This is a genomic window from Micromonospora polyrhachis (genome assembly GCF_014203835.1).
Lineage (GTDB): Bacteria > Actinomycetota > Actinomycetes > Mycobacteriales > Micromonosporaceae > Micromonospora_H > Micromonospora_H polyrhachis.
In genome coordinates, this window is record NZ_JACHJW010000001.1 from 6,928,749 (window position 1) to 6,944,262 (window position 15,514).

Here is a 15,514-nt window from a genome sequence, read left to right on the forward strand (position 1 = left end):
CTCCCGGTTCGGCAGCCAGAACTGGACATACGGCGATCCGCCCGGTAGCGGAGAACGGTGACAAGAACCGGGGTGAGCCGGGCATCGGCCCGACCCACCCCGATTGTCACCGACTCAGCCGACCGAGACCTTCTCGCCGTCGACCTTCGCCTCAGCCAGGCGCCGTTCCCGCTCCTGCGCGCCGATCAGGTCGTCGGGCAGGGAGTCGGGCACCTCGGTGTCGAACCGGCGCAGCGTCTTGATCATGAAGCCGCCGCACGTCACCAGCATCAGCAGCACCCCGAACACCAGGTACGAGAAGCCGATCCCCCGGCCCTCACCGACACCGATCAGTGCGCCGACCGAGTCGGCAAGCGCGCCGCCCGGGGCGAACATCGGCTCGAACAACGCACTCGCCCCGGGGGCCACCAGCGCGAACCCGATCGGCAACGTCGACCACGAAATCGTCTGGTTGAGTGCGAACACCCGACCGTGGTACCGCTGCGGCACCTTGACCTGCACGATCGTGGCGTAGATGCCCTGCGCGGTGGTCATCGCCATGGCCATCCAGAACACGCCGATGCCGATGGCGACGACCGACGGGTGCACGCCGATCAGGAAGCAGCCGATGGCGGTACCGAAGTTGCCGATCAGCACCCCGATCATCCGCCGGTGCCGGGGACCACCCCAGAGCGACATCAGCACACCACCCGCGATGCCGCCGAGCGCCTCCGCCAGGGCGACCTGCGCCACCTGCGTCTGGGTCGCGAACGACAGCACCAGCGGGGTGATCAGCACCAGTGCCGGGGCTAGGAAGATGTTGCCCAGCGAGAAGTAGCCGAGCATCAACCGGAAGCCCCGGTGGTTCCACGAGTAGCGCAGGCCGTTGACGATCGCCACCAGCAACCGCTCCTTCGGCCGCCAGCCGAGCAGGTCGGGGAAGCGGATGAAGGCCAGCGCCACCACGGCGAAGATGTAGCTGCCGATGTCGATCAGCAGGATGCCCTTGAGGCCGATCGCGGCCAGCAGGCCCGCCGCGATGACCGGCATCATCAGCATCGCGAAACCGTTGGACATCTGGGTGATGCCCATGGCATGCCCGAGGTAGCGCTTGGGCACCAGCTGCGGTACGGCCGACTGGAAGGCGATCCGCTGGAACGACGACGCCACCTGACTCAGTGACACCAGCAGGTAGATGTGCCAGAGCTGGAGATTATCCGACCAGAGCAGGGCAGCGAGGATCACCTGCAACGAGCCGGAGGTGCAGCTGGCGATCATCATGATCCGACGCCGGTTCACCCGGTCGGTGATGGCTCCCGCCAGCGGCAGCATGAGCACGCCGCAGAGTAGTGCCAACGCCCACAGCAGACCGAGGTTGGTCACCGAGTTGGTGGTCTGGTAGAGCCAGATCGGCAGCGCGAACGCGGTCAGCGCCGACCCGGTGGTCGAGACCACCTGGCCGAGGGTGACCGCCACGAACCGACCCATGCTCGGCTTGACGACCTTCCGGCCGGTCGCCGCAACCGCGTCCGCCTGCCACCGGTCCCGGACCGTCCAGGCGGCCAACTCACCCCGGGCTTCCGGACCCATCGCCGAGATGTCGCCGGCCACCACCGCCGGATGCACGGTGGTGACGATCGCGGCGAGTTCTTCCGCACGGTACTTGAGGAAGAAGTGCCCGGCCTGGTCCAGCACGACCAGCCCGAGGGTGTCACTGAGGAACTGCCACTCGATGTACCGCTCGGTGAAGTAGTCGGTCACCGGATCCTCGGAGCCGACCACCGAGATGATCGGTGCGCGCAGCTTCTCGGCTCCCCGGTCGAGCAGGCCGGTGAAGTACTCCTCCGAAGCCCGGGAGTCGGCCCGCATGTTGCTGATGATCCGGTCAGCCTGCTCCGGGTCCAGTTCCTCGGTGTCGACGCCCATCGACTTCAGCCAGTCGGCGTAGTGCCGGTTACTCTTGAGCGCCTCCAGCTTGTTACGAATCGCCGAGAACGGCCCCTTCGGGCGGGCGAACGGGAACATCGCCCCGATGTAGATGGCGTCGATTTCCCGACCGGCGGCCTCGACCTTGCGCGCCACCTCGGCGGTGATCGCGCTACCCACGCCGCAGTGACCGTAGAGCGCGATCGGTCCCTCGATCCGCTCCACGATCTCATCGGCGACCCGGCTGGTCAGCTCGTCGAAGGGCAAGCCGTCCTCGTCGAGTCCGACGTCGTGCCCGGGGATCGCCAGCGAGTACAACGAGTGGCCGGACGGCAGCGCGTCGGCCAGCGGCTGGTAGACGATGGCGCTACCGCCGCCGTAGGGCACACAGACGTAGGTCAGTGTCCGCTTCCCGGCCGGAATCGGCTTGGTCAGCTCGTAGAGCAGGCGACGCGGCCCGTCGTCCTCGGCCGACCCGGTCATGAAGGCCGCCAGGTCGCGGATCGTCCGGTGCTGGAACAGGTCCATCACACCGACCGCACGACCGTTCTGGTTCACCTTGCGGATCTTCGCGACCACCTGGGTGGCCAGCATCGAGTGGCCGCCCAGGTCGAAGAAGTCGTCGTCGATACCGAGCGTGGGTACGGCCAGCACCTCCGACCACATCTGCGCCAGCATCCGCTCGGTCTCGTCCCGGGGCTCGACCAGTTCGACGGAGGACTCGCGGGACACCACCGGAGCGGGCAACGCCTTACGGTCCAGCTTGCCGTTCGGCGTCAACGGCAGGACATCCAGCGTGACGAAGGCGTTCGGCACCATGTACTCGGGCAGCGAGTCCTTGAGCGCGACCCTGAGGTCCGCGCTCTGCGCCGAGCCGACGACGTACGCGGTCAGTCGCTTGTCCCCGGGTACGTCCTCCCGCACGATCACGACGGCGTCGGTGACCCCGTCCTGGTCACGCAGTGCGCTCTCAATCTCACCCAGCTCGATCCGCAGGCCGCGCAACTTGACCTGGTGGTCGATCCGGCCCAGGAACTCGATCACGGCGCTCGGTGCCGCGTCCGGTGAGCCGATGCTCGACTCGTGGTTCGGCGAAGCCCCGGCCGGGTCGGCCGCCGGATCCGCCGCCCGCCAGCGGGCCAGGTCACCGGTGCGGTAGAGCCGGGCACCCGGGGTCGTGGCGAACGGGTCGGGAACGAACCGCTCGGCGGTCAGCGAGGCCCGCCGATGGTAGCCCCGGGCCAGGCCCACCCCACCGATGTAGAGCTCCCCGCTGACCCCGACCGGCGCCGGGTTGAGCTGCTCGTCCAGCACGTACAGCCGCAGGTTGTCGATGGGTGTGCCGATCGGCACGCTGGTCAGCCCGGCCAGCGCCGCCGGGGCACAGTGCCACGAGCTGACGTCCACGGCGGCCTCGGTCGGCCCGTACAGGTTGTGCAGCTCGCAGTGGGGGAACCGGCCGGTGAAGTCGATCGCGGCGGCCAGCGGCAGCTCCTCACCGCTACAGATCACCCGACGCAGGCTCGTGCACGCCTCGATCCCGTCCTCACCGAGGAACACCGTCAACATCGACGGTACGAAGTGCGTGGTGGTGACCCGCTCGGAGATCAGCAGGTCGCGCAGGTAGCCGGCGTCCTTGTGCCCGCCGGGCTTGGCCAGCACGATCCGCGCCCCGGTCTGCAACGGCCAGAAGAACTCCCACACCGAGACGTCGAAGCTGGCCGGTGTCTTCTGCAGCACCGCGTCGTCGCCGCCCAACCCGTACCGCTTCTGCATCCAGTCGAGTCGGTTGACGATGCCCCGGTGGGTGTTCGGCACCCCCTTCGGGCGTCCGGTCGAGCCCGACGTGTAGATGACGTACGCCAGGTTGCTGGCGGTGGCGGTCGGCTCCGGGTCGTGCGTGGGCTGGTCGGCCCACTCCGACTCGTCGTCCAACGCCAGGATCCGGGCGTCGGTGGCAGGCAGCACGTCCCGCAGCCGGTCGAGCACCAACACCACCGGTACCGCCGCGTCGGCGACCATGAACGCCAGCCGGTCGGCCGGGTACTCCGGGTCCAGCGGCAGGTAGCCGCCACCGGCCTTGAGCACCCCGAGCAGCCCGGCGACCAGTTCGACGGAACGCTCCGCGCAGACCCCGACCAGGGTCTCCGGCCCCACGCCCTCGGCGCGCAGCCGGTGGGCGATCCGGTTGGCCATCGCGCTCAGCTCGGCGTACGACACCGAGCGCCCCTCGAAGGTGACCGCTACCGCGTCCGGGGTCCGGGCGGCCTGCTCCTCGACCAGGCCGTGCAGGGTGGCCGTGTCGGGGAAGGCGCTGCTGGTGTCGTTGAGGGTGTCCAGCAGCAGCCCACGTTCCTGCGGTGCCAGCAGGTCCAGCTCCGACACCCGGGCGGCCGGGTTGGTGACGATCGACCGCAGCAGGGCGCGGAACCGGTCGGCCATCCGCTGCACGGTGGCCCGCTCGAACAGGTCGGTGTTGTAGACAAGCTTGCCCCAGAGCCCGCCGGTGACCTCGACCAGGTGCAGCTCGAAGTCGAACCGGGTGGCCCGCAGCTCCATCGGGGTCCACTCGAAGGTGACCGCCGTACTCTCCGACGCCTGCGCGAACCGGCCCATCTCGTAGTTCTGCAACACGAACATCGACTGGAACACCGGCGACCGGCTGACGTCGCGTGGCAGGTTCAGCTCCTGCACCACCTTGGCGAACGGCACCTCGGCGTGTTCGAAGCCGTCCAGCACCCCCTGCCGGGTGCGGGCCAGCAGTTCGGTGAAGGCCGGATCGCCGGCGAGTTCGGCGCGCATCGGCAGCATGTTGATGAACATGCCGACGACGTTCTCCAGCTCCGGCGCGGACCGGCCGGCGACCGACGCGCCGACGGCGAAGTCGTCCTGTCGGGAGTGCCGGGCCAGCAGGACCTGGTAGGCGGCCAGCAGCGTCATGAACAGCGTGCCGCCCCCAGCCCGGGTCAACTCGGCCAGCCCCTCGGTGACCTCGCCGTCCACGGTGAACTCCACGAAGTCACCGCGATAGGTCTGGGTGGCCGGCCGGGGCAGGTCGAGCGGCAGCTCCAGCGGGGTGATGCCCGATAGCCGCTGGATCCAGTAGTCGAGGTGTGCCCGGGACTGCGCACCGTCGAGCGACTGCGCCTCCCAGTGCGCGAAGTCGCCGTACTGGACCGGCAGCTCCGGCAGCGGGCGGTCCTGGTACAGGGCGATCAGGTCCCGTATCAGCACGTCGACCGACCAGCCGTCACCGACGATGTGGTGCTTGGTCAGCAGCAGCACGTGGTCGTCGTCGGTGATCCGGATCAGCAGTGCCCGCAGCAGCGGACCGTTGGCCAGGTCGAACGGCTCCAGCACCGCGTCGTCGACCAGTGCCTGCGCGGCGGCCTCGTCGACAGCGTCGACGACCCGCAGCGGCACCTCGACGGCGTCGGCGACGACCACCAGTGGTCGGCCGTCCTCGTCGGCCGGGAAGCGGGTCCGCAGCGCCTCGTGCCGCTGGGTCAGCCCGGCCAGCGCCGTCCGCAGCGTGTCCACGTCGAGCGGGCCACGGACCCGCAGTGGTACGGCGATGTGGTAGGCGGCCTCGCCCGGAGCGATCTGGTCCATGAACCAGACCCGCTCCTGGGCGAAGGAGAGCGGCGGGACGGTGCCCGCCGGCCGCGGTGCGATGGTGACGGCGGCTGATGCGGCTCGGCGTTTGCGCAGCCGTTGCGCTATCAGCGCCTCCCGGGCGGCGGTCCGCTCGGCGTCCTTCAGGTCGGTCATGCAGAACTTCCCTCTTGCGCCGCGAGCAGGGCGGCGACTTCGGCTTCGGACAGGTCGTCGAGCTCGGCGGCGATCGACTGCTCGATCTGGGCGGCGAGGTCGGCGACCACGGGATAGGTGAACAGCGACCGCATGGGCAGGTCGACGTCGACCTCGGCGCGGATCCGGGCCATCGCCCGCATCCCACGCAGCGAGTTACCGCCGAGGGCGAAGAAGTCGTCCTCCGCGCCGACCTGCTCCACCTGCAGGATGTCGCTGAAGATGTCGGCGACCAGCCGCTCCGCGTCGGTACGCGGGGCCACGTGGCCCACCGACGCGGCTGCCGCCGCCGGCTCGGGCAGCGCGGCCCGGTCCAGCTTGCCGTTCGGCGTCAACGGCAGCGCGTCCAACGGAATGAAGGCGGTCGGGACCATGTGGGCGGGCAGGGTACGGGCCAGGTCGGCGGCGAGTTCCGCCTCGCCGACCGTGGCCACCACATAGCCGACCAGGGTGGACTCCCCCAGGTCGTCGGCGCGGACGACCACCACCGCCTCGGTCACCTCGGGATGGGCCAGCAACGCCGACTCGATCTCGCCCAACTCGACCCGCATACCCCGGATCTTGACCTGGTGGTCCGAGCGGCCGAGGTAGTCGATCGTCCCGTCCGTCCGCCACCGGGCCACGTCCCCGGTGGCGTACATCCGCCGCCCCGGGGCCCCGAACGGGCAGGGCAGGAACCGTTCGGCGGTGAACGCCGGGCGGCGCAGATAGCCCCGGGCGACCTGGTCGCCGGCGACGTACAGCTCACCCGGCACGCCGGGCGGCACCGGTTGCAGGGCCGCGTCGAGCAGGTACACCTCGGTGTTCCACACCGGACTACCGATGCTGACCTGCCCGCCGGGCAACTGCTCGCCCGGTGCGATCCGGGCGGCGACGCAGCCCACAGTCGCCTCGGTGGGGCCGTACTCGTTGGTCACCGTGGTGTCCGGGTTCGCCGCCCGCCAGGCGGCCAGTGCCTCGCTGGCCAACGCCTCGCCGCCGAGGACCAGGTCACCGGTGGGCGACAGTTCGCCGTCCAGCAACGGCAGGTGTCCCGGAGTGGCCTTCAGGAACGTGGGGCGACCGCCCACCCGGGCGGCGGCGTCGTCGATGGCGGCCAGCCGGACCGAGCCGCCCGCGGTCAGCGGGCCGAGCAGCCCGGTGACGGTGAGGTCGAACGAGACCGGCGAGTGCAGCAGCGCGGCACCGGCCAGACCCGGGTACGCCTGCCGGGCCCAGACCAGGTAGGCCACGACCGAGCGGTGCTCGACCACGACCCCCTTGGGGCGGCCGGTGGAACCCGAGGTGTAGATGACGTACGCCGGGTTGGCCGCGTGCAGCGGCGCGATGCGCTCGGCGTCGGTCAGGTCGGCGTCGGTCACGTCGGCGTCGACACCGTCGACGTCCGTCCCGTCGACGGCGGTCCCGTCGCCCGCAGTGCCGAGCACCAGCGCGTCCGCCGGCACCAGCTGGGCGGTCTCCGGGGCGGCCAGCACCAGCGTCGGCGCCGCGTCGGCGAGCAGGAACGCGATCCGCTCGGCCGGGTAGGCGGTGTCGACCGGAACGTAGGCGGCACCGGACTTCAGCACCGCCAGGATCGCGACGACCAACTCGACCGAACGCGGCACCGCCAGCGCGACCAGCGACTCGGGCCCCGCGCCCCGGCCGATGAGCACCCGGGCGAGCCGGTTGGCCCGGGCGTTGAGCTGTGCGTAGCTCAGCGTCTCGCCGGCACAGACCAGGGCGGTCCGCTCCGGGTCACGCCGGACCTGCTCCTCGATGACCGCCACCAGGGTGGTCTCGACGGTCTCGCGTGCGGTGTCGTTCCAGGTACGCAGCACCACCTCCTGCTCCACCGCATCGAGCAGTGGGAGTTGGGACACCCGGAGTGTGGTGTCGGCGACGAGGGCTTCGAGCAGCCGGAGGTAACGACGCACGATGGCCTCGGCCGTGCTCCGGTCGAACAGGTCGGTCCGGTAGAGCAGTCGGCTGGTGTCGGTGGTGATGTCGAACGCCAGATCGTCCTTCGTGGTGCCCAGCGCCACCGGTTCGATGCCGGAGTCCGGGATGTAGTTGAACGCCACCTGGAAGATCGGCTGCACCGACGGGTCCCGCTGCGGGGCGACCGCCTCCACGACCCGCTGGAACGGCGTCTGGCCGTACTCCATCGCCTCCAGCAACCCGTCGCGGACCCGCAGCAGCAGTTCGTCACCGGTGGGGTCGCTGCTGACGTCGCACCGCAGCGGAAGCGGGTTGACGAACATCCCGATCAGCGTGTCGAGTTCGGGGCGGTCCCGGCCGGCGGTGGAGATCCCGACGACCACGTCGTCGCTGGCGGCCAGCCGGGACAGCAGCGCGGCGTACGCGGTCAGCAGCACCATGAACGGCGTCGCTGCCGCCGACCGGCCCACCTCGGCCACCCGGTCGAGCAGGCCGGCAGGCAGTTCGAAGCGCACCTCGTCACCGGCGAAGCCCAACTGGGCCGGCCGGGGCCGGTCCAGCGGCAGCGCGGTCACCGGTGGGGCGTCGCCCAGCCGGTCCTGCCAGAACGTCAGCTGTTTGTCCAGCTCCGCCCCGGCGAACTGGTCGTGCTGCCACACCGAGAAGTCCGCGTACTGGATGCTCAGCTCCGGCAACCGCGCCGTCGTACCGGCGAGCGCCGCCTCGGCGAGGAGGTTCAGCTCCTCGGTGAGGATCATCAGTGACCGGCTGTCGAACACCGCGTGGTGTACGACGAAGGCCAGCACCCACTCGGTGTCGGCGTAGCGCAGCAGCCGGCCGCGCCACAGTGGCGCCTGGTCCAGCGGGATCGGCTGCCGGGCCAACTCCGCGCCGATCCCGTTCACCCGGTCCAGGCGCTGCTGGCCGGTGAGGTCACCGACATCGGTGATCGGCAGTTCGAACGGCTCGGCGGCCTGGACCACCTGCACCAGCGCCCCGTCGGCGGTACGCAGGTGGGTGCGCAGTGCCTCGTGCCGGGCGACGACCTGGTTGATCATCTCGGTGATCTGCGCGCTGGTCAGTCCGACCGGGGACTTCCAGAACGCCGGTACGTTGTAGACCGGCGATTCGAGGTCGAGCTGGTTGGCGATCCAGACCCGCTCCTGCGCGCCGGAAGCCGGGAAGGTCCATTCCCGAGGTGCCTGCGTCATCGGGCGGCCTCCCGTACCGACCGGGGCCGCATGTCGGTCCAGACCTCGTCCACGTGCGCCAGGCACTCGGCCCGGGTGCCCGTGAACCCGGCGTCGTGCCAGCCCGGGGGAAGCTCCCGGTCGGCCGACCAGATCGAGTACTGCTCCTCGTCGTTACGGACGACGACAAAACGGGGCTCGCTCATCACTGCTCCTGCTGGTGGGTGGAGGGGGCGTACGGCTCGGCCATCGCGACCGCGATCTTGCGGGGACCGGTGAACGGCTCACGGGCGTGCGCGGCGGTCATGTTGTCCACGACCAGCACGTCGTCCTGGTGGTAGTCGAACCGCACCGAGGCGGACCGGTACACCGATCGCAGGTGGTCCATCACGTCGGCCGGGATGGTGCCACCATCGCCGTAGTAGGTGTTGGTCGGCAGCCCCTCCTCGCCGAACATGGCCAGCAGCGCCTCCTGGAGGTCCTTGGCCAGGGTGCTCACGTGGAAGAAGGTGGCGTGGTTGAACCAGCGCGGCTCGTCGCTGCCGGGCCGGAAGTGGATGGCGTCGCGGACCGAGGTGGTCCGCATGCCGTCCTTACCGAACCATTCGATCTTGATGCCGTTCTTCTCACCGTAGGCGGCGATCTCGTCCCGGTCGTCGGTGTTGAACACGTGCTGCCACGGCGTACCGAAGTCGGGGTGGAAGTTGCGCACCACCATCCAACGCCGCCGGGCGAACTCCTCCCGTACCGCCGGGTCGATCTCCCGATACACCCGCCGGACGTCGGCCAGCGGGGTGGCGCCGAGCGAGCTGGGCGGCGTGATGCAGTAGAAGTACAACGTCAACGGCCAGGCCGCCTGGTACGAGTTCTCGTTGTGCAGGAAGATCTCTTCCTCCGGCGGATAGTCCGTCGAGGTGTAGACCTGACCCTTGATCGTGCTGCGGGGTGACGAGCGCTCGGTGTAGGTCAGCGGGTCCCCGGACAGGGTCCGGACCACCTGGTCGAAGCCGTCGACCCCACCGACGTCGAAACCACGGAACAGTACGCCGCCGTGCTCGACCAGCGCCGCGCGGATCTCCGCGCGACGACCGGCGATCAGTTCGGTTATGGGGGTGCCGTCCGACTCGATGGTCAGCGGCAAGGTTGTCTCGTTCACTGGTTCTCCTTGGGTCCCTGTCATCCGCGCGGCAGCCGGGGGATCGCCTGGATCTGCGGCTCCGGCGCGGCCTCCTCGGCCGACGCGGCCCGCAACTCCTCGATCCGGGCGGCGAGACCGGCCACCGTGGGCGTCTCGAACATGCTGCGCATCGGCAGCCGGACACCGACCGCCTTGCGCATCGCGGCGATCAGCTGGACCGCGACCAGCGAGTTGCCGCCGAGGGCGAAGAAGTCGTCGTCGACGCCGACCACCGGCACGCCGAGCGCGTCCCGCCACACCTCGACGAGGGTCGCCTCCAGCTCGCTGGAGGGTGCGGCAGCCGTACCGGCCGAAGTGGTCACGACGGCGGTCGTGGGATCCACTTCGGTCTCGATCGTGTCCGTGGTGACCCGACGGGCCCGGTCGAGGATCTCCGCCACCGCCCGGGTGACGATCACCACCTGGGGTCCGAGGTCGGCGGCCACCGTCCGACGGAACGCCTCGGCACCGTCGACCGGCCGGATATCGTCGGTCAGTACGGCCGGCACGTCGACCGCCGCCGCGTCGGTGCCGGTGAGGCCACCGGTCACCGCGTCCTGGTCGACCCGGCGCAACACGAACTCACTGATCGTGACCAGTTCCCGGCCATCGGCGTCGACCAGCGACAGGTCGGCGGCGACCACGTCGTCGGTCGAACTGTCCCGGTAGCGCAGGTAGCTGTAGAAGGTCCGGGGCAGGCTGCCGCGCACCACGATCCGGCCGTAGGAGAGCGGCAGGTAGGTGCCCTCGCCCCGGCCCCGGCCGAACGCCGTCGCCACGTCCAGCAGCGCGGGCTGCAATCCCCACGCCGACAAGTCGTCGAGCGCCACCTCGGGCGCCTCGATCCGGGCCAGTTCCTCGGTCTCGCCCAGGTAGTGCTCCCGCAACGAGGCCCAGCGCGGCCCGAAGGTCAGCATGCTGGTCCGGCCCCGGCCGAACGAGTTGTCGTCGTCGATCCGGCGGGACCGGGCGATGACTCCGGCGATGTCCACGGCCGGTCCCGGCTGCTCGCTGGTCCACCCGGTCGACCCGCGTACGTGGGTCCGGGCGGTTCCGGCGGTCAGGCTCTGGATCTGGAACTCCGCACCGTCGCCGTCACCGGTCAGCTCGACCCGGTACTGCGCCACCGCGCCGTCCGGTACCGAGAACGGCTCCAGGAAGGCGACGTCCCGCAGCTCGACCACGTGCCCGTCACCGGGGGCCGGCACCGCTTCGGTGACCGCGGCCCGGGCGCACTCCAGGTGCCCGGTGCCGGGCACCACCGGCACCCCGCCGATGCGGTGCTCGTCGAGCAGCCAGTGGGTGCCGGCCGAGACCAGACCGTGCACCACGGTCTGGTCCGCCGAGACGACCCGGGTGGCGAGCACCGGATGCCGAACGGCGCTGCTGACGCTGTCCCGGTTCACGCCGGCGAAGCCAGCCGGCGCCTTGGTCTCCACCGCCATGCCGACCTCGGCCCAGCCACCCCAGTTCTGCGACAGGACCGGGGCGGTCCAGCCGTGTCCACCGCGGGCGTACGCGTCGAGGAAGTTGTTGGCGGCGCAGTAGTCGACCTGCCCGAAGCCCCCGGCCACCGCCGTGATCGACGAGCAGAGCACCACGAAGTCCAACGGCAGGTCACCGAAGACCTGGGCCAACGCCAGGGTGCCGGCCAGCTTCGGGGCGAGCACCCGCTCCGCCTCGGCCCGCTCCTTGATCTCGGCCATGCCACCACCGGGCAGACCGGCGGCGTGCACGATGCCGTCGACGCCGCCGAAGCGGGCCTCGGCGGTCTCGCGTACCCGACGCAGGTCGGCGGGGTCGGTCACGTCGGCGGCGAGCACCAGCACCTCGGCCCCGGCGCTCTCCATCCGGCGGATCGCGGCGATGGCCCGGCCAGCCCGGTCGTCACCGCCGTGCACCGCGAGGTGGTCGTCCCACTCCTCGCGCGGCGGCAGACCGGACCGGGCCAGCAGCACCAGCTTGGCCTGCGCCCGCCGGGCGAAGTCCTCGGCGAGGGTGATGCCGATACCGCCAAGACCACCGGTGATGACGTACCGGCCACCGGGACGCAGGGCACCCGCCTCCGGCTCGCCGTCGAGGCGTACCTGCTCGTAGCCGGTGACCCAGCGCCGGTTGCCCCGCAGGGCGACCTCGGCTCGGTCCGGCCCGTCGGGACGCCGCAGTTCGGCGACGATCCCGGTGACCGCGTCGGTGGCCGGGTCCGCGTCGATCAGCCGGACCGCCACTCCCGGCAGCTCCACCGGGAGCACCCGGGCCAGGCCGAAGAGGGTGGCGTGCTCCGGGCGGACCAGGTCATCGCCTCGGACGTCGCCGATGCCCGATCCGATCAGGTCCAGCCGCAGACCGGACTCCCCGGATTCGGCGGTGAGCCCGGCCCCGGCCAGCGCCTGGGTCAGGTGCAGCACGCTGAAGAAACCGAGGTCCTGGGCCGCCCAGGCGGCGTCGATGTCGATGCCGACGGCGTCACCGTCGAGCGCGAACGCGTGCACCACGCGCGGCGGCATCCCGATGCCGGCCAGCGCATCGACCAGGGCGTCGTAGTCGGCGCGTACCCCGGGTCGCAGCTGGTAGCCGATCGACGTGGCGGTGAACTCCGGACCCGGTCGTACCTCGACCAGGTCGGCACCGGCTGCCCGCAGCGCCTCGGCCAGCGCGGTGCCCCGGGGACCGGCCACGAAGGCCAGGCAGCGGCCCAGCGGCAAGGTGCCGGTGTCGGCCGCGACCTGCCGCCAGGTCGGCACCGCGAACCACTCGGCCAGCGGGCGGGGACCGCTGGGCGCGGCCACCGCCGCCGGCCCGGTCTCGGTCACCGGGTCCGGGTCGATCCAGTAGCGGACCCGCTCGTACGGGTACACCGGCAACGGCACCCGGCGGATCCCCACACCGTCGCCGAAGCGTACGGCGACCCCGTGCACCCACAGCGCACCGATGGCCGCGAGGAGGATGGCGGCGTCGCCGGTGGACTCCCCGGGGGAGGGCAGGCTCGGCAGCGGCGTCAGCTTCCGCTGCGCCGGCTCCCCCTTGGCGACCTGCATCCGGGCCAGGCTGGCGAGCTGCTTGCCGGGGCCACACTCGACCAGTGCCCAGGTCCCCTCGGCGAGCAGCGCCGCCACGCAGGCCCCGAACCGCACCGGCTGACGCAGGTGGGCCGCCCAGTAGGCCGGATCGGTGGCCTGCTCGTTGGTGATCCAGGTGCCGGACACGTTGGACATGAACGGAGTGGCCGGGCGACGCAGGGTGGTACCGGCCATGATCGCCGTGAACTCGTCCAGGATCGGGTCCATCATCGACGAGTGGAAGGCGTGCGACGTGCGCAGCGCCTTGACGCTGATCTTCTTGCCCTTGACGCCGTCGTTGATGCTCTCGGCGAAGGCTGCCACCGCATCGCTCTCCCCCGCCACCACACAGGTGCCCGGGCCGTTCACCGTGGCGACGGTGACCCCGGCCGGCAGCCGCTCGGCCACCACCGACTCGTCCAGCGACACGGCGAGCATCGACCCGGCCGGCAACGACTGCATGAGCCGGCCCCGGGCGACTACCACCCGCAGCGCGTCGGGGAGGGTGAAGACGCCGGCCACGGTCGCCGCGACGTACTCGCCGATGGAGTGGCCGATCATCGCCGCGGGCCGGACCCCGAGGCTCTGCCAGAGGGTGGCCAGGGCGTACTCGACCACGAACAGGGCTGGCTGGGTGTAGCGGGTCTGGGTGAGCAACTCCCCCGCGTCGTCGACCCGGCCCAGGATCAGGTCCCGGATGTCGAGCCCCAGATCGGGAGCGAGCAGCGCGGCGCACTCGTCGACGGCGGCGGCGAAGGCCGGCTCCTGGGCGTACAACTCGGCACCCATGCCCGCGTACTGGGCCCCCTGGCCGGAGAAGAGGAAGGCCACCCGGGGTGCCGCGCCCTCCACCGTGCCGATCAGCCGTCGGTTCTTGCTCCGCAACGCGGCGACCGCGTCGGGCAGGTCGGTGGCCACCACGCTGGCCCGGTGGGTGTACTCCGGGCGACCGAAGCGCAGTGTGGCCGCCACGTCGGCCAGATACTGCGGGCTCGCCTCGGTGGTGCCGGCCAGGTGGTCGGCGAGCTGCGTGACGGCACTGTCGAGCGCGGTCGCGGACTTCGCGGAGACCTGCAGCAACTGTGCGGGTCGGGCGTGCACGTCGATGGCCCGGCCTGGCTCCGGCGCCTGCTCCAGTACGACGTGCGCGTTGGTACCACCGATGCCGAAGGAGCTGACGCCGGCCCGGCGGGGCACCCCGTCGGTGTCCCACTTGGTCAGCGTGTTCGCCACGTAGAACGGGGTCTCGGCGAAGTCGATCGCCGGGTTCGGCCGCTCGTAGTTGATGGTGGGCGGAATCAGTCCGTGCTCCATGGCGAGGACCGTCTTGATCACGCTGACGATGCCCGAGGGCTGGCTCAGGTGACCGATGTTGGACTTCACCGAGCCGATTCCGCACCAACTGCGGTCGCTGCTGTCCTTGCCGTAGACCGACGACAGCGCGGCGATCTCGATCGGGTCGCCCATCGCGGTGCCGGTGCCATGTGCCTCGACGTAGGTGATGGTGCGCGGGTCGACCCCGGCCACCGCGACGGCCTGGGCGATCGCCTCCATCTGGCCGTCGATGCTCGGGGCGGTAAAGCCGACCTTGCTGGCCCCGTCGTTGTTGATGGCGTTACCGAGCACGACCGCCCGGACGGTGTCGCCGTCGGCGATGGCGTCGGAAAGCCGCTTGAGCAGGGTCACCCCGGCACCGCTGCCCCAGACCGTGCCGCTGGCGTCGGCGTCGAACGGTCGGCAGTGCCCGTCGGGCGAGGTGAACCCGTCCATGCCCAGGTAACCGGTGGGCGGCTCGATGTTGACGCCACCGGCCAGGGCCATGTCGCACTCGCCGTTGCGCAGCGCCTCGCAGGCGAGGTGGAACGCGACCAGCGAGGTCGAGCAGGCGGTGTGCAGGGTCAGGCTCGGCCCGCGCAGGTCCAACCGGTACGACGGGGTGGTGGCCACGTAGTTGGGCGAGTTGCCGGTGGCGATGGAGACCGCCGTGTGCGGGGAGCCGCTGACCCGCTTGTTGCGCAGCACGTTGTCGCGGAAGTAGTTGTTGCCGCCGGTGCCCGCGTACACCCCGATCGCGCCGGAGTAGCGGGCCGGGTCGTAGCCGCCGTCCTGCAGGGCGGTGAAGCACGACTCCAGGAACATCCGGTGCTGCGGGTCCATCACCTCGGCTTCCCGGGCGGTCATCCCGAACAGGCCGGCGTCGAACTTGTCGAAGTCCTCGACGATCGGCGCGCTGTTGACCCAGCCCGGGTCGTCGAGCTCCTCCGGCTTGGCGCCCCGGGCGAGTTGCTCCTCCCGGGTGAAGTGGGTCAGCGACTCGACCCCGTCGACCAGGTTGCGCCAGAACTGACGCACGTCGTTCGCGCCGGGCAGCCGGGCGGCCAGCCCGATGATCGCAATCGGCTCGACACCGAACTCCGCGTCGTCGGCGGGCTGGTTCTGCTGTTCCATCTGTC

At 70.8% G+C, this 15,514-nt stretch carries 5 protein-coding genes; all 5 read right to left on the minus strand.

The annotated features are described in order from the left end of the window. Nucleotides 1–114 precede the first annotated feature (114 nt). Genes FHR38_RS30710 through FHR38_RS30730 form a run of 5 tightly spaced genes read right to left on the minus strand, consistent with a single transcriptional unit; the run spans nt 115 to nt 15,509 of the window. Nucleotides 115–5,676 (minus strand): non-ribosomal peptide synthetase/MFS transporter, encoded by a 5,562-nt coding sequence (locus FHR38_RS30710; RefSeq protein WP_184538740.1) that lies wholly within the window; start codon nt 5,674–5,676, stop codon nt 115–117. Next, nucleotides 5,673–8,846, minus strand: coding sequence for a non-ribosomal peptide synthetase (locus FHR38_RS30715; protein WP_184538742.1), 3,174 nt, complete (start codon nt 8,844–8,846; stop codon nt 5,673–5,675). Before FHR38_RS30715 ends, FHR38_RS30710 begins: the two co-directional genes overlap by 4 nt. Next, complete coding sequence (locus tag FHR38_RS30720; RefSeq protein ID WP_184538744.1) at nt 8,843–9,031, minus strand: MbtH family protein; 189 nt, start codon at nt 9,029–9,031, stop codon at nt 8,843–8,845. The genes FHR38_RS30715 and FHR38_RS30720 overlap by 4 nt, the downstream gene beginning before the upstream one ends. Then, nucleotides 9,031–9,981, minus strand: a complete 951-nt coding sequence (locus tag FHR38_RS30725; protein WP_312882499.1) for a TauD/TfdA family dioxygenase — start codon at nt 9,979–9,981, stop codon at nt 9,031–9,033. Before FHR38_RS30725 ends, FHR38_RS30720 begins: the two co-directional genes overlap by 1 nt. A gap of 20 nt (nt 9,982–10,001) precedes the next feature. After that, complete coding sequence (locus FHR38_RS30730) at nt 10,002–15,509, minus strand: type I polyketide synthase (RefSeq protein WP_184538747.1); 5,508 nt, start codon at nt 15,507–15,509, stop codon at nt 10,002–10,004. Nucleotides 15,510–15,514: the final 5 nt, after the last annotated feature.